The 23,899-nt window shown below is 65.3% G+C and carries 19 protein-coding genes; 6 read left to right on the forward strand and 13 right to left on the reverse strand.

From position 1 onward, the window contains the following. Positions 1–104 precede the first annotated feature (104 nt). A complete protein-coding gene (locus tag KW835_RS03195; protein ID WP_218380813.1) occupies positions 105–1,496 on the forward strand; it encodes a sensor histidine kinase in 1,392 nt (463 codons plus the stop codon). Between the two features lie 104 nt (positions 1,497–1,600). Here the strand turns inward: KW835_RS03195 and tal are convergent, their stop codons facing one another. The 4 genes from tal to KW835_RS03215 are packed head-to-tail and all read right to left on the reverse strand — an operon-like array spanning position 1,601 to position 6,960. Then, positions 1,601–2,548: a transaldolase gene (tal, locus tag KW835_RS03200; RefSeq protein WP_218380814.1), complete on the reverse strand. Its 948-nt coding sequence runs from the start codon at positions 2,546–2,548 to the stop codon at positions 1,601–1,603. A 28-nt stretch (positions 2,549–2,576) separates the two neighbouring features. Beyond that, positions 2,577–3,638, reverse strand: coding sequence for an ABC transporter ATP-binding protein (locus KW835_RS03205; RefSeq protein ID WP_218380815.1), 1,062 nt, complete (start codon positions 3,636–3,638; stop codon positions 2,577–2,579). 40 nt (positions 3,639–3,678) lie between these two features. After that, positions 3,679–5,919, reverse strand: coding sequence for an ABC transporter permease (locus KW835_RS03210; RefSeq protein ID WP_370633575.1), 2,241 nt, complete (start codon positions 5,917–5,919; stop codon positions 3,679–3,681). A 15-nt stretch (positions 5,920–5,934) separates the two neighbouring features. Next, a complete protein-coding gene (locus KW835_RS03215; protein WP_218380817.1) occupies positions 5,935–6,960 on the reverse strand; it encodes an ABC transporter substrate-binding protein in 1,026 nt (341 codons plus the stop codon). Between the two features lie 289 nt (positions 6,961–7,249). Between KW835_RS03215 and KW835_RS03220 the strand changes: the two genes are divergently transcribed. After that, positions 7,250–8,095, forward strand: coding sequence for a MurR/RpiR family transcriptional regulator (locus tag KW835_RS03220; RefSeq protein ID WP_218380818.1), 846 nt, complete (start codon positions 7,250–7,252; stop codon positions 8,093–8,095). A gap of 134 nt (positions 8,096–8,229) precedes the next feature. Here the strand turns inward: KW835_RS03220 and KW835_RS03225 are convergent, their stop codons facing one another. From KW835_RS03225 to KW835_RS03260, 8 genes are all read right to left on the reverse strand, one after another. Continuing rightward, positions 8,230–9,258: an ABC transporter ATP-binding protein gene (locus KW835_RS03225; RefSeq protein ID WP_218380819.1), complete on the reverse strand. Its 1,029-nt coding sequence runs from the start codon at positions 9,256–9,258 to the stop codon at positions 8,230–8,232. Further along, complete coding sequence (locus tag KW835_RS03230) at positions 9,255–10,250, reverse strand: ABC transporter ATP-binding protein (RefSeq protein ID WP_218380820.1); 996 nt, start codon at positions 10,248–10,250, stop codon at positions 9,255–9,257. Before KW835_RS03230 ends, KW835_RS03225 begins: the two co-directional genes overlap by 4 nt. A 29-nt stretch (positions 10,251–10,279) precedes the next feature. Continuing rightward, complete coding sequence (locus KW835_RS03235) at positions 10,280–11,191, reverse strand: ABC transporter permease (RefSeq protein WP_218380821.1); 912 nt, start codon at positions 11,189–11,191, stop codon at positions 10,280–10,282. 139 nt (positions 11,192–11,330) lie between these two features. After that, entirely contained in the window at positions 11,331–12,914 is a 1,584-nt protein-coding gene (locus tag KW835_RS03240; RefSeq protein WP_218380822.1) for an ABC transporter substrate-binding protein, read from the reverse strand. 86 nt (positions 12,915–13,000) lie between these two features. Further along, positions 13,001–14,218 carry a M20 aminoacylase family protein gene (locus KW835_RS03245; protein ID WP_218380823.1) on the reverse strand — a complete coding sequence of 406 codons (1,218 nt, stop codon included), beginning with the start codon at positions 14,216–14,218 and terminating at the stop codon, positions 13,001–13,003. 195 nt (positions 14,219–14,413) lie between these two features. After that, complete coding sequence (locus tag KW835_RS03250; RefSeq protein WP_218380824.1) at positions 14,414–15,394, reverse strand: ABC transporter permease; 981 nt, start codon at positions 15,392–15,394, stop codon at positions 14,414–14,416. A gap of 138 nt (positions 15,395–15,532) precedes the next feature. Next, the gene (locus KW835_RS03255; RefSeq protein WP_218380825.1) at positions 15,533–17,113 is read right to left on the reverse strand and encodes an ABC transporter substrate-binding protein; all 1,581 of its coding nucleotides are present in this window, start codon (positions 17,111–17,113) and stop codon (positions 15,533–15,535) included. A 767-nt stretch (positions 17,114–17,880) separates the two neighbouring features. Then, on the reverse strand, positions 17,881–18,927 hold the full coding sequence (locus KW835_RS03260; RefSeq protein WP_218380826.1) for a porin: 1,047 nt from the start codon (positions 18,925–18,927) through the stop codon (positions 17,881–17,883). A gap of 315 nt (positions 18,928–19,242) precedes the next feature. Here KW835_RS03260 and coq7 point away from each other — a divergent pair, with 315 nt between their 5' ends. Further along, positions 19,243–19,860, forward strand: a complete 618-nt coding sequence (coq7, locus tag KW835_RS03265) for a 2-polyprenyl-3-methyl-6-methoxy-1,4-benzoquinone monooxygenase (RefSeq protein WP_218381049.1) — start codon at positions 19,243–19,245, stop codon at positions 19,858–19,860. An 86-nt stretch (positions 19,861–19,946) separates the two neighbouring features. Here coq7 and KW835_RS03270 read toward each other — a convergent pair whose 3' ends face one another. Then, the gene (locus KW835_RS03270) at positions 19,947–20,396 is read right to left on the reverse strand and encodes an OsmC family protein (RefSeq protein WP_218380827.1); all 450 of its coding nucleotides are present in this window, start codon (positions 20,394–20,396) and stop codon (positions 19,947–19,949) included. A 358-nt stretch (positions 20,397–20,754) separates the two neighbouring features. Here KW835_RS03270 and ilvA point away from each other — a divergent pair, with 358 nt between their 5' ends. The 3 genes from ilvA (at position 20,755) to KW835_RS03285 (ending at position 23,837) form a co-directional block, all read left to right on the forward strand. Further along, entirely contained in the window at positions 20,755–22,317 is a 1,563-nt protein-coding gene (gene ilvA, locus KW835_RS03275; RefSeq protein ID WP_218380828.1) for a threonine ammonia-lyase, biosynthetic, read from the forward strand. A gap of 87 nt (positions 22,318–22,404) precedes the next feature. Next, complete coding sequence (gene cobS, locus KW835_RS03280; protein WP_218380829.1) at positions 22,405–23,211, forward strand: adenosylcobinamide-GDP ribazoletransferase; 807 nt, start codon at positions 22,405–22,407, stop codon at positions 23,209–23,211. Next, on the forward strand, positions 23,208–23,837 hold the full coding sequence (locus KW835_RS03285; RefSeq protein WP_218380830.1) for a histidine phosphatase family protein: 630 nt from the start codon (positions 23,208–23,210) through the stop codon (positions 23,835–23,837). The genes cobS and KW835_RS03285 overlap by 4 nt, the downstream gene beginning before the upstream one ends. Positions 23,838–23,899: the final 62 nt, after the last annotated feature.

Below are 23,899 nucleotides of genomic sequence, written 5' to 3' on the forward strand. Positions count from 1 at the left end.
GCACCCGCGGCGCTTTGCGCCCTCCCCCCCAAGGGGCGCCGCGCTTGCTGCGGTACGTCCATTGCCAGGCGTACCTGGCTCCCGGCATTCCACGCTCAGCTGACATGCGCCCGATCCACGGCGTCTCCCTGCAGCGCAAGCTGCTCCTGTGGCTGTTGCTGCCTCAACTCGTGCTGTGGCTGTCGGGCGGTTTCCTGGCATGGCGCGTGGCGCTGCAGAACGGCGAAAAGGGCATCGACCAGACACTGACCCAGTCGTTGCGGGCGCTCGCGCGGCAGATCAAGCCCATCGGCGACGGGCTGCTGGTGGACTTCCCGAAGGCTGCGCAGGACATCCTGGAGCAGGACCCGGCCGACCGCATCACCTACATGGTGTCGTCCCCGCCAGGCCGCTTCCTGCTGGGCAACGCGCTGCTGCCCTCGCCTCCGCCCGTGGACGTGCGCGTGGGCGAGCCCTACCTCTACCAGGCCCACGTGGACGACAAGCCGGTGCGCGTGGCCCTGCTCGACCTGGACTACGGCACTCCGCAGACGCGCCAGACGCTGCGCGTGCAGGTGGCGCAGAGCCTGACGGTGCGCGAGCGCATCGCCCAGGAACTCCTCGAGCAAATGCTGCTGCCCATGGGTCTGATGGGCCTGGCGCTGAGCGCGGTGGTCTACGCCGGCGTGCTGCGCGGCCTGCAGCCGCTCAAGCGCCTGGAGGCGCAGATCGAGAAAGCCGGCGCGCGCAAGCACAACACGGCGGACCCGCTACCGCCCATCGAGCTCACATCCGCTCCGCAGGAAGTGCATTCGCTGGCCACCACCATCAATGGCCTGCTGGAGACGGTGGCGCGCGGCCAGCGCAAGGAAAAGCGCTTCCTGAACGATGCGGCCCACCAGCTGCGCACGCCGCTTGCCGGGCTCATCGGCCAGACCGAACTGGCCCTGCACGAGAGCCATGAGGCCGCCGTGCAGGAGCGTCTGCAGAAGGTGCTGGCGGCCGCCCAGCGCAGCGCGCACCTGGTGCACCAGTTGCTGCAGTTGGCGCGCTCCGAATCGATGGTGGCCATGCAGCCCGTGGACATCGCCGCGCTCGCCCGCGAGGTGGCGCGCGAGTGGGCAGCGCGCGCGCTGGCGCAGGGCATGGACCTGGGCTACGAGGGCGACGACTGCCTGACCGTGCAAGGTCACCCGCTGCTGCTGCGCGAGGCGCTGAACAATCTCATCGACAACGCTTTGCACTACGCCGGCACAGGTGCCACAGTCACGGTGCGGGTCAATACCACAGAGGGGCGATGGGCCAGCCTGGTGGTCGAAGACGACGGCCCCGGGGTGCCACCCGCGAGCCTGCCGGACCTTTTCGCACGCTTTTGGCGCGGCTCCGACAAGCCGGGCGGCTGCGGCCTGGGCCTGTCCATCGTGGAGGAGATCGCGCTGCGCCATGGCGGCCAGGCTGTGGCGGAGAACGTGGAGCCGCACGGGTTGCGCGTAGGGCTGCGGTTGCCCGCCGGCTGATCCTCGGCGCGCCGCAGCATGCGCAGGCGCCCCCAAAATACGATGAAAATAGCCGCCAGCGCTTGATAATCAAGCGCTGGCAGCTACATTTTTCATAGCAAAACTCAGGCAGCCTGAATGAGTTTGTCCAGCTTGACCGCATCGGCCGCAAACGCGCGGATGCCTTCGGCCAGCTTTTCGGTGGCCATCGCGTCTTCGTTCAGCGCGAAGCGGAAGCCCGCTTCGTCGTAGCCCGCCGCCGGCAGGTCCAGTGCTTGCGCAGCCTTGGCGTCGAGCGCAGGCTGCAGCGGGGCATCGCTGGCGGCCAGTTGCGCCAGCAGTTCGGGGGCGATGGTCAACAGATCGCAGCCTGCCAGCGCGGTGATCTGGCCGACGTTGCGAAAGCTTGCGCCCATGACCTCGGTGGCAATGCCGAAGCGCTTGTAGTGGTTGTAGATCTGCGTGACCGACTGCACGCCCGGGTCGTTGGCGCCGGCGCGCGCGGCCTCGTCCCAGCTGGCACCGGCCTGCTTCTTGTACCAGTCGTAGATGCGGCCGACGAAAGGCGAGATCAGCTGCACCTTGGCCTGGCCGCAGGCCACGGCCTGGGCGAAGGAGAACAGCAGCGTGAGGTTGGTGTGGATGCCTTTGCGCTCCAGTTGCTCGGCGGCCTTGATGCCCTCCCAGGTGGCGGCGATCTTGATGAGCACGCGGTCGATGTGGATGCCTTCGGCCTGGTACAGCTCGATGATGCGCTCGGCGCGCGTGACGGTGGCGTTGGTGTCGAAGCTCAGGCGGGCGTCCACTTCGGTGGAGACCCGGCCGGGGATGGTGGCCAGGATCTCGCGGCCGAAGCGCACGAGCAGGCGGTCGATGATCTCGTCCATCGCGCGTCCCCGGAACCGGGCCACGGTGTCCTGCAGCAGCGGCGCGTACTCGGGCTTTTGCACGGCCTTCAGGATCAGCGACGGGTTGGTGGTGGCATCCTGGGGCTGGAACTGCGCCAGTTGCTTGAAGTCGCCGGTGTCGGCAACCACGGTAGTGAACTGTTTGAGGGCGTCGAGTTGGTTCATGGCGTCATTATTCCGCATCACAAAGACGTCAGTCGGTACTACCAACCACCGATACCCCGTGCACACCCAGGCCGAGCAGCACATCCTCGCCGGGCGTGAGCACGTCGCTCAGGTCGGACGACACGACGAAGATCGGGCCCAGCTCGGTGGCAAAGGTGTATTCGTGCACGGCGCCCAGGTAGGCCGCCTTCTCCAGCCGTGCAGGCAGGAGACCCGCGCCGTGGCGCTCGATGCGCCATGCCTCGGGCCGCACTGCCACCTTCACGGCGCCTTGCTGCCCCGAGGCCCGCGCGCGGATCGTGAGCGGTCCCAACGAGACCGTACCGTCGGCCTGCGCCGTGGCCGGAAACAGCATGGCCTCGCCCATGAAGCCGGCGACGAATTCGCTGCCGGGTGTTTCGTACAGCGCACGCGGCGAGCCGCGCTGCGCAATGAGGCCCTGGTTCATCACGATGATCTGGTCGCTCACCGCCATGGCCTCGCTCTGGTCGTGCGTGACGTAGGCCACGGTGAGCGACAGGCGCTGCTGCAGCGCCCGTATTTCCTCGCGCATCTCGCGGCGCAGGCGGGCATCCAGGTTGGACAGCGGTTCATCGAACAGCAGCACTTCAGGCTCCAGCACCAGCGCGCGGGCCAAGGCCACCCGCTGCTGCTGTCCGCCCGACAGCTCGCTGGGCAGACGGTCGTCATAGCCCACCAGGCCCACGCCGCGCAGCGCCTCCACCGCCTTGGCACGCGCGACCTCCTCGCGCTGGCCGGACATGCGCAGGCCGTACATCACGTTCTCGGCCACGTTCATGTGCGGGAACAGCGCGTAGCTCTGGAACATCATGCTCACGTTGCGCTGCGCCGGGCCGAGCGTGGTCACCTCCTTGCCTCCGATGAAGATCTCGCCCGAGGTGGGCGACTCCAGCCCCGCAATCATGCGCAAGGTGGTGGTCTTGCCGCAGCCCGACGGGCCCAGGATGGTGGCCAGCGTGCCGCGCGGCACCTCGAAGCTGATGCCCTTGACGGCCAGGCCCGACGATGCGTCGTGGCCGTAGCGCTTGGTGATGTTGCGGAACACGATGCCCGCGGTGTTGTCGTTCATGGCGTCTCTCGAAGGTGTGGGTCGGGTCAAAGCGTTCATCTCAATGCGCGGCGGCGGGGGCCGCCGTGCCTCGGCGGCCCAGCTTGCGCTCCCCCACCAGCAGTTGGATCAGGCCGATGGAGGCCGACATCAGCACGATGAGCACCGTGCAGTACGCCAGCGCCACGCCGTAGTCGCCGTTGCCCACGCGGCCGATGATGTAGGTGGTGGCCAGCTCGTTCTCGGCCGTGACGAGGAAGATCACCGCACTCACGGTGGTGATGGCCCGCACGAAGCTGTACACCAATGCCGCCACCAGCGCCGGCTTGAGCAGCGGCAGCACCACGTGGCGCAGCGTCTGCACGCTGCCGGCACGCAGCATCACCGAGGCCTCGTCGAGCGAACGGTCGAGCTGCTTGAACGCCGCCGTGCCGGCGCGCACGCCCACCGGCAGGTTGCGGAACATGAAGCACAGCACGATGATGAGCGCGGTGCCCGTGAGCTCGAACGGCGGCACGTTGAAGGCCAGGATGTAGCTCACGCCCAGCACCGTGCCGGGGATGGCAAAGGCCAGCAGGGCGGCGAACTCGAAGGCGCCCTGCCCCCGGAATTCGGTGCGCGCCAGCAGCCATGCGATGCCAATGCCCAGCGTGGCCGTGAGCGGCGCCGAGATCGCCGCCAGCTTGAGCGTGGTGAACAGCGAGCTCCAGGCCGTGCCGGCCCAGACGATGCCGAAGTCTCCCCACTCCATGTTGAACGCGGTGCGAAAGTGCGCCAGCGTGATGGTGTAGTCGCGGCCCCAGGTCTGAACGAACCCGCCGGCCAGCGCAAACAGGTACACGATGAGCGTGAACGCCATCCAGGGCAGCGCGATGGAATGCACCACGCGGCGCACGCCGGCGGGCAGCGGCATCGCAATGCCGGCATCGCCCTTGCCCGACACCGTGGTGAAGTTCTGCCTGCCCAGCAGTCCGCGCTGGATGGCGAACACGGTGAGCGCAAAGAAGGTGAGGATCCAGGCCAGCGACGCGGCGCGCCCCTGGTCATACTGCGCCCCCACGATGGCAAAGAAGATCTCGGTGGACAGCACGGAGAACTGCCCGCCCACCACGATGGGGTTGCCGAAGTCGGCCATGCTTTCGATGAAGCCCACCAGGAACGCGTTGGCCAGCCCTGGCTTGAGCAGGGGCAGCGTGACGGTCATGAAGGTCTTGTGGGGGCTGGCGCGCAGGGTCTGCGCGGCCTCTTCCAGGCTGGGGGCCACGCCCTGCACCACGCCGCGCATGATCATGAAGGCAATCGGCGTGAACGCAAACGTCTGCGCCACCCACACGCCGAACCAGCCGTAGAACCAACGGCTGGGCGTGATGCCGAAGGCATATTCCAGGAACTGGTTGAACACGCCCGCGCGGCCGAACAGCAGGATGAGACCCAGGCCCACGACGAACGGCGGCGTGATGATGGGCAGCAGCGCCACGATGTTCAGCGGGCGTGCATAGCGGCGCGAGGCGCGCTCGGCCATCAGTGCCATGAAGGTGCCCAGCAGCGTCGTGCTGGCCGCCGTCATCAAGCCCAGGAAAAGCGTGTTCCACGCCACGCCGCAACGCTGCCCTCCGCTCACGCACGACAGCCCGAAGTTGCGCTCGTGCGCGATGCGCTCCCACAGCACGCCCAGCGAGAACGGGCCGTCTTCCAGGAAGAAAGCCGCCGAAAGCGCCTTGAGCACCGGGAACACGATGAACAGCGCCAGCAGGCTGCCGCAGGCCAGCACGGCCGCCGCGATGAACAGGTCGCCCTTGAAGAACCCGCGCCGCGCGACGCCGAACGCTGTCAGCACCAGCAGAGATGACAGCACCACGAATCCGCCCCAGCCCATGCCGGGCTGGCGCGCCCCCAATTCACCGAAGCTCGCATTCATCCATTCGAACGCCCAGCCACGCCCGCCGATGGCAAAGCCGCTGAGCAACAGCGCCAGCAGCCCGAGCGCGCCGCCCGCTGCCAGCACTGCGCCTTGCTTGCGCCCCGCAGGCATGGCCGCGCCGACGGCCGCAATGGCCAGCCCGGCAAGGCCCAGCCACAGCCAGGGGCGCCCGAGAAGCGCGGCCTGCATGAGCCCGTTGGCCGCCTGCTCGCTGCTGAAGACCTGGCCGATGGCCAGGAGGCCGTTGGCATCCTGCTGCGCATACCAGGGGAAAGCAAGGTAGCCCAGCACGCCGATGGCCAGCCACACCCACAGGGGGCGGTTGACCGAGGCGTGCGTTGCAGAGGATCGAGAAAATGCGCTGTTCGCCGCCGCGGTCACCGACACCACAACTCCTTAGCGGGCCGCGTTCTGCACGTCCTTTTCCCAGCGCGCGATCAGGCGGCGGCGCTCGGCGCTGGCGCCGTACTTGGCGTAGTCGTAATTGATGAGCTTCATCTTGGCCGGGTCGGTCATGCGCGGGTCCTTGGGCACCTGGGTGTTGCTGGGCAGCTGGAACTGCTTGGCCGCCAGGCCGAACTGCTGGCCACCGGGGGTGAGCGCCCATTCGTAGAACTTCTTGGCGGCCTCGGCGTTGGGGCTGTTCTTGACGATGCTCATGGAGCCGACCTCCGCACCGGTGCCCTCGGACGGCGTGACAGACGCCACGGGGAAGCCGTTGACGGCCTCGGTCGTCACGTCGTGCACGAAGCTCACGGAGATGGTGGTCTCGCCGCGCGCGGCAGCCTTGACCGGGGCCGTGCCCGAGCGCGTATAGGTGCTGACGTTGGGGTGCAGTGCCTTCAGGTACTCGAAGGCTTTTTCCTCTCCCATGATCTGCACGAGCGTGGCGATCATGGTGTAGGCCGTGCCGCTGGAGGCGGGGTTGGCCATCTGCACCTCGCCCTTGAACTCAGGCTTGAGCAGGTCGGCCCACGACTGCGGCGGGTTGAGCTTGCGCTTGGCCAGCAGCTCCTTGTTGTAGCCAAAGCCCAGCGGCCCCAGGTACACGCCCACGGTGCGGTACTTGGAGTCCACCGCCTGCTTCTGGGCCCAGGGGTAGAGCTGCGCGAGCTGGGGCGACTTGTACTCGAGCGTGAGGCCCTGTTCCGCCGCCTGCAGGTGCGGGTCGCCCGTGCCGCCGAACCAGATGTCGGTCTTGGGGTTGGCCTTCTCGGCATTGAGCTGCGCCAGCGCCTCGCCCGAGCCCTTGGCCGTCATGTTGACCTTGGTACCCGTGGTCTTGGCATAGACGGTGGACATGAGATTGCACCACTCGGCCTGCACGGAACAGATGATGTTGACCTGGCCCTGGGCCCAGCTGCCGCAGGCTGCGGCGGCAAGGGAGGCACCCGCCAGAAGTTTGAGCAGGGGTTTGCGCATGGAATGCTCCTTGGTATCGGAATTACGGAATGAAAGGATGCTATCGCCCGCACTCCCCCCAGGCCAGGGGGGAAGCCCGCAACCTCCCTGCAAGCATGATGAAAGGCAGGGGCAGCCCTAGCCCCATGGGGTTGGGAACCAAGTTACATTAGGCGAACAAGCGCAGCGCCGCCATCCCCCGTGGCCGGGCTGCCGCCACCGAGTCCGCCCATGCCCGCCCTGCCCTGCCACTCGTCCATGAGCCTTGATCCGTGCGGCCACGCACCTGGCTGACACGCTCGTACTCCCTATGCTCGAACGCATCACTGCCTCCCTGCCTTCTCTGGCCCCTGCCGAACAGCGCGTGGCCCGGCTGGTGCTGACCGATCCCCGCACCTTCGCGCGCCTGCCGGTGCGCGAACTGGCAGAGCGAGCCCATGTGAGCAAGCCCACCGTGGTGCGCTTTTGCCGCAGCATGGGTTATGACGGGCTGGCAGATTTCAAGCTCAAGCTGGCCGGCAGCGTGAGCGAAGGCGTGCCCTTCATCCACCGCAGCGTCGATGCCGACGACAAGACCGGCGACGTGCTGGTGAAGGTGGTGGACAACGCCGTCGCGGCCTTCCTGCAATACCGCAACGCGGCCAGCACTGTCGCGCTGGAGCGTGCGGCCGAGGCCATCGCCGGCACGTGGAAGACCGGCAAGCGCATCGAGTTCTATGGCGTCGGCAATTCGGGCATCGTGGCGCAGGATGCGCAGCACAAGTTCTTCCGCCTGGGCGTGACCTCCATCGCCACGAGCGACGGTCACATGCAGGTCATGAGCGCGACGCTGCTGGGCCCCGGCGACTGCGCGGTGATCATCTCCAACTCGGGCCGCACGCGCGACCTGATGGACGCCGCCGACATCGCGCGCCGCAACGGCGCCACCACCATCGTCATCACCGCCAGCGGCTCCCCGCTGGCCAGCACCTGCCAGATCCACCTGGCGGCCGACCACCCCGAGGGCTACGACCGCTACAGCCCGATGGTGTCGCGCCTCATGCACCTGCTCATCATCGACGTGCTGGCCACCTGCGTGGCCCTGCGCATCGGCAGCCCGCTACAGCCCATCCTGCAGCAGATGAAGGACAACCTGCGGGCCAAGCGGTACGCATGAATTTCAGGGTTTTGAGGCTGTAGCGCTTTCTGCCAAAGCGTTTGCAGCTATTGATTCAATAGCAAACAACAAAACGGCAGGCACCGGATCCCAGTGCCTGCCGCTGCGTGTGATGGCTGCAAGGCAACCAGCCCTCAGATGCGCCCTTCCTCCACCGCATGGCAGGCAATGCGGATGCCGCCGATGTTCAGCAGCTGGGGACGCTCGGAGCGACAACGGTCGTTCACGTGCGGGCAGCGGGGGTTGAACGCGCAACCGGGCGGAGGGTTCAACGGGTTGGGTACCTCGCCCTGCACCGGCGTGCGCGCCTTGCCGGTGTCATGCATCTTGGGGATGGCATCGAGCAGCATGCGCGTATAGGGATGGCGCGGAGTGTCGAACAGCGTGTGCTTGTCGGCCAGCTCCACCAGGCGACCCAGGTACATCACGCCCACCTGGTCGCTCACGTGGCGTACCACGGCCAGGTTGTGGCTGATGAACAGGTACGTGAGCTGCCGCTCGCGCTGCAGGTCCTTCATGATGTTGAGCACCTGCGCCTGCACCGACACGTCGAGCGCCGAAGTGGGTTCGTCGCAGACCAGGAATTCTGGCTCGGTGGCCAGGGCGCGTGCAATCGAGATGCGCTGGCGCTGGCCGCCGGAGAACTGGTGCGGGTACTTGACCATGTCAAGCGGTGACAGGCCCACGGACTTGAGCAGTTCACCCACCCGCTGCTTGAGCTCGGCCTTGTCGGTGATGAGGCCGTGTTCCTTGAGCGGCTCGCCGATGATGTCTTCGACCAGCCAGCGCGGATTCAGGCTCGCATACGGGTCCTGGAAGATCATCTGGATGCGGCGGCGCATGGCGCGTGCATCACCGCCCTTGAAGGCGGCGTGCGCGTCCTGGCCGTCGAAGTCCAGGCCGCCGCGCGTGGGCTCGTACAAACCCACCAGCAGGCGGGCCACGGTGCTCTTGCCGCAGCCGGACTCGCCAACGAGCGCCAGGGTCTTGCCCTTCTCGATCTCGAAGCTCACGCCGTCCACGGCATGCAGCAGCGTGCGCGGCTTGCGCTCGATCACGCGGTTGAGCCAGGGGGCCGAAACATCGAAGGTCTTGGCCAGGTCGTGGGCCTGCACGAGGGCCTTGCTCTTCACAGGTGCGGAGGTGGTGGCTGCGGCGCTCATGCGGTCACCCCGGCTTTCGTGGCGGCGGCGGATGCGCCGTCGTGCAGCCAGCAGGCGGCGCGGGTGGATCCTGCAGGAATGAGTTCGGGACGTTCTGTCATGCAGCGGTCAAAGGTCTGGGGGCAGCGAGGGTTGTAGGCGCAGCCCTTGGGGATGGCATTCAGGCGGGGCATGGCTCCGTCGATCTGGTTCAAGCGCTCGCGGTCCTGCTCCATGTCGGGGATGGAAGCCATCAGCCCGCTGGTGTAGGGGTGCGATGGCTTGTTGATCACATCGTGCACCGGGCCGATCTCGGCGACACGGCCTGCGTACAGCACGGCCACGCGGTCGCAGGTCTCGGCGATCACGCCCATGTCGTGGGTGATCAGCATCACGGCGGCGCCACGCGATTTGCAGATGTTCTTGAGCAACGTGATGATCTGCGCCTGGATGGACACGTCGAGCGCCGTCGTGGGCTCGTCGGCCACGATGAGCTTGGGCTCGGCGGCCAGCGCCAGGGCGATCACCACGCGCTGGCGCATGCCGCCGGAGAACTGGTGCGGATAGTGGTCGATACGCTCTGCTGCAGCCGGAATGCCGGTGTCCTGCAGCAGCCCGATGGCGCGCTGGCGTGCCTCGGCGGGCGTGACCGGCAGGTGGGCCAGGATGGTCTCGGTGAGCTGGCGGCCCACGGTGTACAGGGGGTTCAGCGAGGTCAGCGGGTCCTGAAAGATCGCGCCGATGCGCCGGCCACGGATGTGGCGCATCTCCTCATTGCCGAGGTTGTCGATGCGCTGGCCTTCCAGCAGGATCTGGCCGGAGGCGACGCGGCCCGGTGGCTCCAGCAGGCCGATGATGGCCGCACCGGTGAGCGACTTGCCTGCGCCGGACTCTCCCACCACGCCCAGGATCTCACCGGGCGCGATGGAAAAGGAGATGTCGTCCAGGGCGCGCAGGGTACCGCGGCGGCCCGGAAATTCGACAACGAGGTTTTTGACTTCGAGAAGACTCATGGGATATCGCTTTTCTCTTCTTGTTCTGTTTAGCGCAGACGTGGGTTGAGCGCGTCGCGCAGCCAGTCGCCCAGCAGGTTCACCGACAGGGCGATCAGCACCAGCATGGCGCCGGGGAACACGGTGATCCACCATTCGCCCGAGAACAGGTAGTCATTGCCGATGCGGATCAGCGTGCCCAGCGACGGTGACGTGGGAGGCGCGCCCACACCCAGAAAGGACAGCGTGGCCTCCGTGATGATGGCAGTGGCCACCTGGATGGTGGCCAGAACGAGCACGGGGCCCATGACGTTGGGCAGTACGTGCTTGCGCATGATGCGCAGGGAGGACACGCCCGTGACACGGGCAGCCTGCACGTATTCCTTGTTGCGCTCGACCAGCGTGGAGCCGCGCACCGTGCGCGCGTATTGCACCCAGCCGGTGAGCGAGATGGAGATGATCAGCACGCCGAAGGCCAGCGACTCGTGCGCGTTGGGGAACAGGGCGCGGCCCACGCCGGCGATCAGCAGCGCCACCAAGATGGCGGGGAAGGACAGCATCACATCGCACAGGCGCATGAGCACCGCGTCGATCCAGCCGCCCCGAAAGCCCGCGAGCAGGCCGAAGGCCACGCCCACGACCACGGACAGCACCACCGAAGCGAGGCCCACCACGAGGGAGATGCGCGCGCCGTAGATCAGCGCGGAGAGGATGTCGCGGCCCTGGTCATCGGTGCCCAGGGGGTATTTCATGGAGCCTTCGGCGCTCCAGGCGGGCGGCAGGCGCGCGTCGCTGAGCTCCAGGGTGGCAAGGTCGAAGGGGTTGTGGGGTGCGACCCATCCGGCAAACACCGAACAGAACACGCAGATCAGCGCAATCGCGGCGGCCAGCATCGCCACCGGCGAGGTGCGAAAGCTGTAGCCGACATCGCTGTCAAGCCATCGGGCAAGGGTTGTTTTCATTGTGGGAACCAGTAAACAGGCACCACCGCAGGGCCCGGGTAGCGGCCTCGCGGCGGTGTGGATTGTCAAAAGAAACGGTTGTCGTTCTCTCGATTTCTTTCGCTCTGCATGCGGAGCGTCTTATGGCGTTGCCAGCCGATCACTTGCTGATGCTCATCCACTTGAAGTACATGAAGTTGTCGGCCATCTGAACGAGCTTCACATTCTTGTTGACACCCCAGGCCAGGGCCTGCTGGTGCAGCGGCAGGTGGCCGATGTCGGCGCTGTGCAGGTCGAACGCTTCCTTGATCATGGCATCGCGCTTGGCCTTGTCGGTCTCCACCAGCACCTTCTTGGTCAGCTCGTCGAGCTTGGGGTTGCAGTAGGCGCCCAGGTTGAACTGGCCAGCACCACCCTTGTCGTCCGGACAGATCATGAGTGCATTGAGCGCGTTGTGCGAGTCGTACGTGGTGGGCGTCCAGCCCAGCATGTAAAAGCTCGTGTCGCGGCGCAGCACCTTGGGGAAATAAGTGCCCTTGGTCTCGGCCTGCAGGTTGATCTTGACGTTGATGCGCGACAGGTTGGCGGCCACCGTCTGGCAAATGCGGCCGTCGTTCACGTAGCGGTCGTTCGGGCAGTTCATCGACACTTCGAAGCCGTTGGGGTAGCCCGCTTCCACCATCAGCTTCTTGGCGGCTTCGACGTCATACGGCAGGCGCTTGGTCTCGGGCTGGAAGCCGTTGATACCCGGGCCGACCATCAGAGCGGAAGGGTTCGATGCGCCGCGCATCACGGTCTTCTTGATGCCCTCGATGTCGATGGCCTGGTAGAAGGCCTGGCGCACGCGCTTGTCCTTGAAGGGGTTCTTGCCCTTCACATTGGAGTAGAGCAGCTCGTCGCGGCGCTGGTCCATGCCCAGGAAGATGGTGCGCAGTTCAGGGCCGGTCACGGCACGCGTGTTGGAGCTGCTGTTGACGCGGTCGATGTCCTGCACCGGCACAGGCTCCATCACGTCCACCTCGCCTGACAGCAGGGCTGCCACGCGCGTGGCGTCGTTGGCGATAGGGGTGAAGACCACCTCGCTCACGTTGCCTTCGATCTTGCCCCAGTAAGAGCCGTTGCGCACGAAGACCGAGCGCACGTTGGGCTGGCGCTCGCGCAGGCGGAAGGGCCCCGTGCCGTTGGCGCGGAACGACGCTGCGTTCTCGATGCCCTTGCGGCGGTCCACAGGCATCACGGCCTGGTTGGTCTCGCACCACTTCTTGCTCATGATGAACGAGGTCGTGATCACATCCGGCAGGATGGGCTGGGGTGCGACGGTTTCGATTTCCACGGTGTGGTCGTCGATCTTGCGCACCTGCTTGACGTCACTGTTCGTGGCCTTCATGTCAGAGCCTTCGCCCTTCATGCGGCCAAAGCTGAACACCACGTCATCGGCAGTGAAAGGGGTGCCGTCATGGAATTGCACGCCCTTGCGCAGCTCGAAGCGCCACACGGTGGGCGATGTCTGCTTCCAGGCCGTGGCCAGCGCGGGCGCCAGGCTCAGGTCCTTGTTGCGGCCGACCAGCGGCTCGTACACGTTGCTGGTCACGCTCAGCTGGAGCGATTCGTTGAGCGAGTGCGGGTCCATGGAGAGCGCATCGCCCTGATTGGCGATCCGGATGGTCTGCGCGCTGGCGACCATGCTGCCAGCAGCCATCGCAGCAAACAACGCAGCCAGGGCGGCTTTCTTCTGGATTTTCATGGAGTTCTCCTCGTAGTGAAATGGGATGCGAGAGTGGGGTTACATCCGGGGGGATGGGTTGTGGCGCTGGCGTGGCGGCCCTGCCCTCAGGGCGTGGCCAGCGGCATCGACTGCTCGATGAGACTCGCATGCAATGCGGAGCCCAGCGGCAGGATGTCGTCGTTGAAGTCGTAGCGGCTGTTGTGCAAGGCACTGCCGCTGGCGCCGGTGCCCTGCCCGATGCGCAGGTAGGCGCCGGGCCGCGTCTGCAGCATGAAGGCGAAGTCCTCGGCGCCCATGCTGGGCTCCAGGTCGCGCACGACATGGTCCGCGCCCAGCAGGGACTCAGCCACATCACCCGCGAAGAGCGCTTCGCTCTCGGTGTTGATGGTGGCGGGATAGATGCGTTCGTAGTGCACGGTGGCGGTGGCGCCAAAGCCCAGGGCAATGGCGTTGCACAGCTCCTTGAGGCGCTTTTCCACCATCTCCTGCACGATGGGGTCGAAGGTGCGCACGGTGCCAACGAGCGTGGCGGAGCCGGGCAGCACGCTGAAGGCGCCCAGGTCGCCCGCCTGCGCAGCGCAGATGCTGACCACGGCGCTTTCGATGGGACGCACATTGCGCGAGACGATGCTTTGCGCCGCCGTGATGATGTGCGCGGCCACCACCAACACATCCACCGTCTGGTAGGCATGCGCGCCGTGGCCGCCGCGCCCCGTGATCTCGATGGTGAAGCGGTCAGCCGCGGCCATCATGGGACCGGAGTTGATGCCCACCGTGCCGGGCTTCATCGCCGGCCAGTTGTGCATGGCGTAGATGGACTGCACCGGGAAGCGCTCGAACAGGCCGTCCTCCATCATCACGCGGGCCCCGGCCAAGCCTTCTTCGCCGGGCTGAAACACCAGCACGGCCGTGCCGTCGAAGTTGCGCGTTTCGGCGAGGTAGCGTGCCGCGCCCACCAACATGGCGGTGTGGCCGTCGTGGCCGCAGCCGTGCATCAGGCCGGGCTTGCACGACTTCCAGGAGAAGTCGTTGTGCTCGGTCAAGGGAAGGGCATCCATATCGGCCCGCAGGCCCACCATGCTGCCGCTGGAGATGCTGCGGCCACGGATCACGGCGACGATGCCGGTGCGGCCGATACCGTCATGGATCTCGTCCACGCCGCAGACCTTGAGCGCCTCTTTCACGCGGTTGCCGGTGTAGACCTCCTCGAAGCCCAGCTCTGGGTGCGCATGCAAGTCACGGCGCAGCGCGGTCAGATCCGGGTGGAACTGCGCGATATGCGCAAACGCCCGGCCGCCGGCCTTGTATCTGAGCGGCTGCATGTCAGTTTTCCCGAGGGTTTCGGGCAACCCGCGGCCCCCGAAACTGGCTCGGCCCGGACCAGTGCCCCCGCGCAACAGCCGCCAAGCCGCAAAGGCGGCGCGTTGCTTGCGTGCGCCAGGGGCATCCCCCTCCCACATTGCAGCGCAATGCGAGAGCGGGGAAAGGCGCGAAGCGACTCAGGGGGTGCTTCATCTCTAATGCCCCCCTGCCTTGCTCACGCGCAGGCGCGGGTCCACGGCAAAGTACAGCAGGTCGACCACCAGGTTGATCACCACGAAAATGAGGGCGATCAGGCACAGGTAGGCGGCCATCACGGGGATGTCGGCGAACGTGACGGCCTGAATGAACAACAGGCCCATGCCGGGCCACTGGAACACGGTCTCGGTGATGATGGCAAACGCGATCAGGCCGCCGAGCTGCAGGCCGGTGATGGTCATCACGGGCACCAGCGTGTTCTTGAGCGCATGGCCGAAGTGGATGGCGCGGTTGGACAGGCCACGGGCGCGCGCGAACTTGATGTAGTCGGTGCGCAGCACCTCCAGCATCTCGGCGCGCACCAGCCGCATGATCAGCGTGAGCTGGAATATCGCCAGCGTGATGGCGGGCAGTGTGATGTGGTGCCAGCCCTTGGCCTTGAGCAGGCCCGTGCTCCACCATCCCAGTTGCACCACTTCGCCCCGGCCGAAGCTCGGGAACCAGCCCAGCGTGACCGCGAACACCAGGATCAGCAGAATGCCGATGAGGAAGGTCGGCAACGACACACCCAGCAGCGACAGCGTCATGAACAGCTGGCTGGTGAAGGTGCCGCGCTTGAGCGCCGCGTACACGCCCATGGGCACGCCGAGGGCGAGCGCCATTACGGCAGCCACGAGCGCCAGCTCCAGCGTCGCCGGAAAGCGCTCTGCGATGAGGCGGGAGACCTTGGCGCCCTGGCGCAGGCTCAGGCCGAATTCGCCTTGCGCCGCGTTCACGAGGAAGTGCCAGAACTGCACGAAGAAGGGCTTGTCCAGGCCCAAGGAAGCACGCAGCTCCCGGATCTGTTCAGCGGTGGCATCCTGTCCCAGCAGAAACACCACGGGATCGCCCACATACTGGAACAGCATGAAGGAGATGAAGGCCACCGTGACCATGACAATCACAGCCTGGATCAGGCGGCGCAATATAAAGGCAAGCATCGGGAAGTCGAGTGAGTGTTCGATAGGGACGCCGCAGCCACTTTTGATGGCAGGGGCGCCGGTTGGCAATACGTCGTCAAACTAAACCAAAGAGAGCAAGGGCCTTGGGGCCCTTGCTCTCAGTGTGTCGAGAATAAATCAGTTCACCTTGACCGTACGCATGTCCACGCGGTTATCGGCACGGTGGACGAGCTCCACGTTCTTCTTCATGGCCCATGGGATCACCTGGTCATGCAACGGGAGGTGCGAGACCGTGTCGTTGGACAGTTGCAGCGCCTCGGTCAACATGCGGGTGCGCACGGGTGCATCCGTCTCGGCCTTGATACGGTCGACCAGATAGTCCATGCGCTGGTTGCTGTAGCGGCCCACGTTGTAGTTGCCGTCGCCGCCCTGGCCCACCGACCGCGTGAGCGATTGCAGGCTGTACAGCGCGTCGAACGTTGGCACGCCCCAGCCCAGCATGTAGATGCTGGCTTCGTAGCGCTGGATCATCGGGAAGTAATTCACCAGCGGCAGCGTGCGCAGCTTGGCCTTCACGCCCACGCGCGACCACATGGCGGTCACGGCCTGGCAGATGGCTTCGTCGTTGATGTAGCGGTTGTTCGGGCACGCGAAGTCCACTTCGAAGCCATCGGGGTAGCCGGCTTCAGCCAGCAGCTTCTTGGAAGCTTCGACGCTGTACGGGAAGCGCTTGCCCACGGCTTCGGTGTAGCCCGCTACCTGGGGTGCCACGATGGTGCCCGTGGGCTTGCCCAGACCACGCATGATGTTGCGCGAAATGGTTTCGGCATCGATGGCCTGGTACAGAGCCTTGCGCACGCGCACATCCTTGAGCGGATTCTTGCCCTTGATGTTGGAGCCTGGCAGCTCTTCGCGGAACTGGTCCATACCCAGGAAGATCGTGCGGTTCTCGACGCCGTCGATCACCTTGAGGTCTGGGCTGGCGCGCAGGCGGCCCAGATCCTGCGGTGTGGGGTCCAGCACCATGTCGACTTCACCCGAAATCAACGCAGCGATACGCGTCGCATTGGACTTGATCGGCGTGTAGGTGATTTCGGTCACGTTACCGTCCATCTTGCCCCACCAGTTGGGATTGCGCTTGAACACCATCTTCACGTCCGGCTGCCACGAGTCCAGCGTGTAGGGGCCGGTGCCCATGGCATTGCGGTGGGCGAAGTTTTCGTCCGAGCCCTTGATGTCCTTGGGCTCGACCGACTTGTTCTTTTCAGCCCAGGCCTTGCTCATGATGCGCAGCTCGGTCATCTGGCGCAGCAGCACGGGGTTGGGGGCCGACAGGATCACGTCGAAGGTCTGCGCGTCCACCTTGTTGACCTTGCTGATGCCCTGCACGTAAGGGGTGAAGTTCGAGGTCTTCGCCATCGCGCGCTGGATCGAGTACACCGCGTCGTCGGTGGTCAGGGCCGAACCATCATGGAACTTGACGCCCTGGCGCAGCGTGAAACGCACCTGAGTGGGGCTCACTTCCTTCCACGAGGTGGCCAGGACAGGCTCCACATCAAAAGTCTTGCTGTTGTAGTAAACCAGACTTTCGTACACGTTCGCGTGAATGCCGTTTTGCAGCGCATTGTTCTGGGAATGGATGTCCCAGGTCGCGATTTCTCCCTGACTTGCCCATTTGAATGGCTTGGCTTGCACAACTGGCGTGGCCAGCATGGCTGCAGCTGCGGCCACCGACAAAAGACTGTATTTGAGTTTCATGGAACCCTCTGTATTTAAAAGTTTTACTATGCAGTAAAGGTTGCTCTATAGCCAACGGGAAATCCCTGAATCCCGGGCGTACCGAAGGGCCTATGAGAGCCGCTTGAACTGGCAGCGCATGCAAGGTTGGTGCCAGACGGCAATGATTTGGCAGAACTACGTGCCAAAGATAGAACAACATTCGCCGGTCGCGGCGCAAGAAAATTTGGTTTGACTAGCCTGTCTTGCTCAAGTCCATGTGCACGGAGTTACCTAGGGACCCCTCGCACAAATCATCGCGCCGTTTGCACCCGAGAGCTCGGGCCATCTGCCGCGTTGCACATGCTCGCAATAGCTACGGCTATTACTGGGTTTTGCGCCTTGCAGTCCCTGCCCATCCGCAGCGCACACCTGGCAACTCGGTTCATGCAGAGAATCCCCAGCGGCTTGGTGGCGGGCATGAACATCACTGCGTGTGAATCACGCTCCGGATCGACACCCTGACTGAATATGAATATTGAAAATCAGTCGGACCGCACCTTCGGGCTCGACCTTGCCCCCCAGCAGATGGCGCAAAGACGCGCATGCGCCCTACCCCACGACGGACCAGGCGATTCGGAGATGGCCGATCGCAAGCCCTGATAACCCGTGCAGCCAGCCAAAGACATAGAACCCCTGGGCAGCAGTCTTCCATCGGTACAGGCAATTCAGCAGGCCAAAAAAAAGCCACCCGAAGGTGGCTTTTCTTTTGCTTTGATATCTCAACTGGCCATAAGCCAGTTTTGATATTAGAAGCTGTGACGGATACCGAAGTCGTAACCGTTGGAGTTGTCGCCAGCAGCAGTCACGGAGCCGTTCAGGGACTGAGCGGAACCGTTCTTGTTGCTCACGTGAGCGTACGTAGCGTACAGAGCCGTGCGCTTGGACAGGTTGTGCACGTAGCCCAGAGCGATCTTGTTGGCACGTGGATCTGCACCGACGGTGTCGATCTTGTAGGTGGAGTAAGCCAGACGAACTTCGCCTGCGCCCACTGGCACCAGACCACCGATCAGGAAGCCCTTGCCGTCAGCACCGCCGCTGATCTTGTCTTGGTTGTAGTGAGCCAGGATCTTGGCCACGCCCAGGTCGTATTGACCGCCCAGGTTCCAGGACTTGATGTTGCCGGTCAGGTACTTCGTTTGCGAAGCGGCCAGAGCGACGTTGATGGGGCCGTTAGCGTAACCAACGCGAGCTGCCAGGCCGTTGCCGTCCTTCTTGTTGGCAACATTGCTGTTGTTCTCACCCAGGTAGTACTGAGCTTGGCCGTAGAAACCGCCCAGGTTGCCAGGCAGGAAGTAGCCGATGGCGTTAGAAGCGCGGGTGTTGGTAGGGCCACCCAGGTTGGAGTTCTGGGTTTGGGTCGTGCCCACGCCGTTCGTGCCGAACGGATCGAACACGGTCAGGTTCCAGAATTGGGGGGTGTAGTCACGGCCCAGACGCACTTCACCGAAGCCGCCGTTCAGGCTGACCGTCGAACGACGGTTGAACACCAGGCCGCCGCCGGTGCTGGTAGCTGCTTGGTTGTTGGTGTTGGTAACGCCGCCAGTGCCGTTGTCGTTGTTCAGACCAGCTTCCAGCCAGAAGGAAGCAGACAGACCGCCACCCAGATCTTCAACGCCGCGGAAACCCAGACGGCTGCTGTTGTAGCCGGAGTTCGTCAGTTGCGACTTGTTAGAGACGCTACCGGAACCGTAGGCGTAGGTTGCATCAACCACGCCGAACAGGGTCACGGAAGATTGAGCCATTGCAGCGCCGGAAGCAGCCAGCACAGCCAGGGCAATCAGGGATTTTTTCATTGCGAGTTACTCCAAGGTTAAACATAGGGCGCCGGTACGGGGGGTCTATGGTGAATGCACCTGCACAGTCCCGCCGGTTCCCCGGGCCAACCTCCTGGTGGGGAAGTTGCTCTTATTGCACCAGACCCGGCCCGGTTTCGCAAAGGAATTCACCCACAATCGGCCTGAAAGGGGAAATCCGTTGCAGTGTTGCAACATTTAAGTGCGCACCGGCAAAATGGCTTCTTCACCCTGCGGAGAGCCCTAAAACAAGGGCGCCGACGTGTATCCGTATGCAACTTGTGTTTCCGCGCCCTTGCCATCCTGAAAGCGACCATGGATTCTTTGCTAACTGCCGCTGACAACGCCTTGCGGACACTGTTCGCCACCCCTCGCGCCAGCACGCCCACCCCGGCTCAGGGGATGGCGGAGCCGGACCTTGCGCCCGCGCAAAGGCGGCTGGCCGGAGCGCTGATGCGCGTCAACCACGTGGGAGAGGTCTGCGCACAGGCTCTCTACACAGCCCAGGCGGCGGTGACGCGCGACCCAGACCTGCGCGCGCACCTGCTTGAAGCCGCCCGCGAAGAAACCGATCATCTGGCATGGACCCGCCAGCGCCTGGATGCCCTGGATTCGCGGCCCAGCCTGCTCAACCCCCTATGGTTCGCAGGGGCGTTCGCGCTCGGCCTGGTGGCCGCCAAGGTCAGCGACAGGGCGAGCCTGGGCTTCGTGGCAGAAACCGAAAGACAGGTCGCGGCGCATCTGGCCAGCCATTTGACCCGGCTTCCTGAACAAGACCTTCCGTCACGGGCCGTCGTGGCGCGGATGAAGGAAGACGAGGAGCGCCACGCCGTGCAAGCCCGCGCCTCGGGGGCCATGGAACTGCCCCTGGCGGCCCGCTCCGCCATGAGGGCGGCAGCGAAAGTGATGACCACCACCGCCCATCACATCTGAGCCGCCACAGCCCGCACCGGCCTGGTGCGGTGCCAGAGCACCCCTCAGCCCCCCCGCCACCAGCGGCGCGATGGCTGCGCCCTGAATCAGGCCTCCAGCACCTCGAACCCCGTCGTGATTTCCGCGGTCTTGCCCAGCATGATGCTGGCCGAGCAGTACTTGTCGTGGCTCATCGCGATGGCGCGCTCCACCGCAGCGGCGGGAATGCCTTTGCCCGTTACCGTGAAGTGCATGTGGATCTTGGTGAATACCTTGGGGTCGGTCTGCGCACGTTCGGTAGTCAGCTTGACGCTGCAGCCGCGCACGTCGTGGCGGCCACGCTTGAGGATCAGCACCACGTCGTAGGCCGTGCAGCCGCCTGTGCCGGCCAGCACGGTTTCCATGGGACGGGGTGCCAGGTTCTGGCCGCCGTTGGCCGGGTTGGTGGCATCGGGCGCGCCGTCCATGGTCAGGACGTGGCCACTGCCGGTCTCTGCGACAAAGCCCATGCCCGAGCGGGTTCCTGCGCCGCCGGTCCAGCTGACTGTGCATTCCATTGATGTCTCTCCTTGATGACGTGGTTTTTTTCGCACGGATTGAACCGGCGACCGAAATTTGGTGCAGATTTTGCTGCATCGCAACAAGTCTCGCGGTAAACTTCAGGACATGCGCTGCTTTTTCGGTGATTGCTGAAAAGGCAGACGGCACGGCCCCTGATGCGCGAGCGCGTCACCTGCCAGCCACGCACCGATTGTCTCCTCCATCTCCTCAAAGGATGGATTCAGCCCCAGGCCTCACGGCCCGGGGCTTTTTTTTGGCTGGCCGGACCTGGCGCACAGCCTCAACCCCCCTGAAACACGCAGCCCCTATGATGTGGACCCCGCCGACCGGCGGCGGACCACTGCCTGCCCTGCCATGACGACCCAGCCCCTCACCCCCGCCGACTACCTCAAGAAAATCCTGACTGCCCGCGTGTACGACGTGGCTGTGGAGTCGGCGTTGGAGCCCGCCAACAACCTGAGCCGGCGCCTGGGCAACAAGGTGCTCTTGAAGCGCGAAGACCAGCAACCGGTGTTCAGCTTCAAGCTGCGCGGGGCCTACAACAAGATGGCGCACCTCACGGCCGAGCAGCTTGCGCGTGGCGTGATCTGTGCTTCCGCGGGCAACCACGCCCAGGGCGTGGCGATGAGCGCCCGCAAGCTGGGTGCGCGCGCAGTGGTCGTCATGCCCACCACCACGCCACAGCTCAAGGTCGATGCGGTCCGCACGCTGGGCGGCGATGTGGTGCTGCACGGCGAGAGCTACTCCGACGCCTACGAACACGCGGCCCGCCTGCAACAAGAGCAGGGCCTGACCTTCGTGCACCCCTTCGACGACCCGGATGTGATCGCCGGCCAGGGCACCATTGCGATGGAAATCCTGCGCCAGCTGCAAAGCCTGGGCAGCAACCAGCTCGATGCCGTGTTCGTGGCCATCGGCGGCGGCGGGCTGGTCTCAGGCGTGGCCAACTACATCAAGGCCGTGCGGCCCGAGATCAAGGTGATCGGCGTGCAGATGAACGACTCGGACGCGATGATCCAGTCCGTCAACGCCCACCAGCGCGTCACGCTGCCCGACGTCGGCCTGTTCTCGGACGGCACGGCCGTGAAGCTCGTGGGTGAAGAGACCTTCCGCGTGGCCCAGGGCCTGGTGGACGAGTTCATCACGGTGGACACCGACGCCGTCTGCGCGGCCATCAAGGACATCTTCGTGGACACGCGCAGCATCGTCGAGCCCGCCGGCGCGCTGGCCGTGGCGGCGATCAAGCAGTACGTGGCCGAGCACAAGACCACGGGCGAGACCTACGCCGCCATCCTGTGCGGCGCCAACATGAACTTCGACCGCCTGCGCTTCGTGGCCGAGCGCGCCGAAGTGGGCGAGGAGCGCGAAGCGCTGTTCGCCGTCACCATCCCCGAAGAGCGCGGCAGCTTCCGGCGCTTTTGCGAAGTCGTGGGCGGCCTGCCCGGCGGCCCGCGCAACGTGACCGAATTCATCTACCGCATCAGCGACGAGTCCCGTGCGCATGTGTTTGTGGGCCTGACCACCAACGGCCGGGGCGAGTCGACGGAGATCGCCGGCAACTTCGGCCGCCACGGCTTCGAGGCACTGGACCTCACGCACGACGAACTGGCCAAGGAGCATCTGCGCCATCTGGTGGGAGGCCATTCGGCGCTGGCGCAGGACGAGCGGCTGATGCGCTTCACCTTCCCCGAACGCCCCGGCGCGCTGCTCAAGTTCCTGAGCCTGATGCAGCCCACCTGGAACATCAGCCTGTTCCACTACCGCAACCAGGGCGCCGACTATGGCCGCATCCTCGTGGGCATGCAGGTGCCCGCCGAGGACAAGGCCGCGTTCGACGCGTTCCTGGCCACATTGGGCTACCCGTACGTGGAAGAGACGCTGAACCCGGCCTACCGCCTGTTCCTGCGCTCCAAATGATGCACAAAATAGCCGCTGCCGCTTGATGTACATGCGCTAGCAGCTATACAAACAATAGCAATCGGCTTTCCATCCGCCACGCACGCCATGCAAGCCCTGCGCCACTACCTGCTGGCCGTGCAGTTCTTCACCCGCATTCCGGTCACCGGCCGGCTGGCCGACTGGGTGGGCTTCAGCCCCGCCATGCTGCGCGCCAGCGCGGCGCACTTCCCGGGCATCGGGTGGCTGGCGGCGGCGCTGTCTGTGGCGGTGTTCTCGGCATTGCACTGGGCGCTCGCACCCAGCGCCTGGGCACCAGCCGTGGCGGCTGTGTTCTGCACCATCGCCACCGTGCTGATGACCGGCGGCTTCCATGAAGACGGGCTGGCCGACGTGGCCGACGGCCTGGGTGGCAGTGCCGACCGGGAGCGCGCGCTCGACATCATGAAAGACTCGCGCATCGGGGCCTACGGCGCCATGGCGCTGGTGCTGGCGCTGCTCGCCAAGCTGAGCCTGTTGTCGCTGCTGGGCGCCCACAGTCTGCCGGCCGCCGTGTCGGCCTTGGTGGGCGCGCACGTGCTGTCGCGCCTGTGGCCGCTGTTCATCGTGCGCAGCCTGCCGCATGTGGGCGATACGGCCCGCTCCAAGAGCAAGCCGCTGGCCGACCAGATCTCGGGCGGCGCCCTGGCCGCTGCCATGGCATGGTGCCTGGTGCCGCTGGCGCTGGTGGCATATGCCCAGCCGGCGCTCTATCTGATGGCCTCCGTGGCTGCCAGCGGCCTGGCGGCGGCCTGGATGGCGCGCTGGTTTGCGCGCCGGCTGCAGGGCTTTACCGGCGACTGCCTGGGCGCCACGCAGCAGGTCAGCGAAATAGGCTTTTATCTGGGCGCAGCGCTGGCCCTGCGCTGGATGTGAAAGATCCACAGCCCGGCAGGGCCGCCGCGCCCGCTCCCCGCCTCTGGCTGGTGCGCCACGCACAGCCTCTGGTGGCACCCGGCACCTGCTACGGCGCGCTGGACGTACCTGCCGACGCCGCAGCAACACAAGCCGCGGCAGCACGCCTGGCGGCCGCCCTGCCCGCACACGCGCGGGTGCATCATTCAACGCTACAAAGATGTGAGCTACTGGCGCACAGCCTTCAAGTGCTGCGGCCCGATCTGGCATCAAGACCCGACGCGCGCCTGGTCGAAATGGATTTTGGCGCCTGGGAAGGCCAGCCGTGGGACTCCATTGGCCGTGCGGAGATCGATGCGTGGACCGCCGACTTTGCCGGCTACCGCCCGGGCGGCGGCGACAACCTGGCATCCGTGCTGCAGCGCGTGGGCGCGGCGCTGAACGCCCATTGCAGCCATGCCGCCAGCCTTGCCGCCCATGCCCCATCAACGGGCGGCAGCCTGCCGGATGTGGTGTGGATCACGCACGCCGGGGTGATCCGCTGTGTTGCCTGGCTGCGCGCCTGTGGCAATGAACTGCCGCAGTCGCAAGAATGGCCCGTGGCAGCACCCGGCTGGGGCGAGTGGGAGACTTTGGTTCTGAGCTGAGCTGGCGTGCCCCGGAATGCTCCAGCGGAGTGAAGGGAAGGCACGCCAGGGCGCTTTTACGC

Source organism: Acidovorax sp. sic0104, assembly GCF_019219095.1.
GTDB lineage: Bacteria > Pseudomonadota > Gammaproteobacteria > Burkholderiales > Burkholderiaceae_C > Acidovorax.

Bases quoted from the DNA above. Each gene is read 5' to 3' on its own strand.
- KW835_RS03195 (WP_218380813.1), top strand. From the start codon at position 105: ATGCGCCCGATCCACGGCGTCTCCCTGCAGCGCAAGCTGCTCCTGTGG.
- tal (WP_218380814.1), bottom strand. From the start codon at position 2,548: ATGAACCAACTCGACGCCCTCAAACAGTTCACTACCGTGGTTGCCGAC.
- KW835_RS03205 (WP_218380815.1), bottom strand. From the start codon at position 3,638: ATGAACGACAACACCGCGGGCATCGTGTTCCGCAACATCACCAAGCGC.
- KW835_RS03215 (WP_218380817.1), bottom strand. From the start codon at position 6,960: ATGCGCAAACCCCTGCTCAAACTTCTGGCGGGTGCCTCCCTTGCCGCC.
- KW835_RS03220 (WP_218380818.1), top strand. From the start codon at position 7,250: ATGCTCGAACGCATCACTGCCTCCCTGCCTTCTCTGGCCCCTGCCGAA.
- KW835_RS03225 (WP_218380819.1), bottom strand. From the start codon at position 9,258: ATGAGCGCCGCAGCCACCACCTCCGCACCTGTGAAGAGCAAGGCCCTC.
- KW835_RS03230 (WP_218380820.1), bottom strand. From the start codon at position 10,250: ATGAGTCTTCTCGAAGTCAAAAACCTCGTTGTCGAATTTCCGGGCCGC.
- KW835_RS03235 (WP_218380821.1), bottom strand. From the start codon at position 11,191: ATGAAAACAACCCTTGCCCGATGGCTTGACAGCGATGTCGGCTACAGC.
- KW835_RS03240 (WP_218380822.1), bottom strand. From the start codon at position 12,914: ATGAAAATCCAGAAGAAAGCCGCCCTGGCTGCGTTGTTTGCTGCGATG.
- KW835_RS03245 (WP_218380823.1), bottom strand. From the start codon at position 14,218: ATGCAGCCGCTCAGATACAAGGCCGGCGGCCGGGCGTTTGCGCATATC.
- KW835_RS03250 (WP_218380824.1), bottom strand. From the start codon at position 15,394: ATGCTTGCCTTTATATTGCGCCGCCTGATCCAGGCTGTGATTGTCATG.
- KW835_RS03255 (WP_218380825.1), bottom strand. From the start codon at position 17,113: ATGAAACTCAAATACAGTCTTTTGTCGGTGGCCGCAGCTGCAGCCATG.
- KW835_RS03260 (WP_218380826.1), bottom strand. From the start codon at position 18,927: ATGAAAAAATCCCTGATTGCCCTGGCTGTGCTGGCTGCTTCCGGCGCT.
- coq7 (WP_218381049.1), top strand. From the start codon at position 19,243: ATGGATTCTTTGCTAACTGCCGCTGACAACGCCTTGCGGACACTGTTC.
- KW835_RS03270 (WP_218380827.1), bottom strand. From the start codon at position 20,396: ATGGAATGCACAGTCAGCTGGACCGGCGGCGCAGGAACCCGCTCGGGC.
- ilvA (WP_218380828.1), top strand. From the start codon at position 20,755: ATGACGACCCAGCCCCTCACCCCCGCCGACTACCTCAAGAAAATCCTG.
- cobS (WP_218380829.1), top strand. From the start codon at position 22,405: ATGCAAGCCCTGCGCCACTACCTGCTGGCCGTGCAGTTCTTCACCCGC.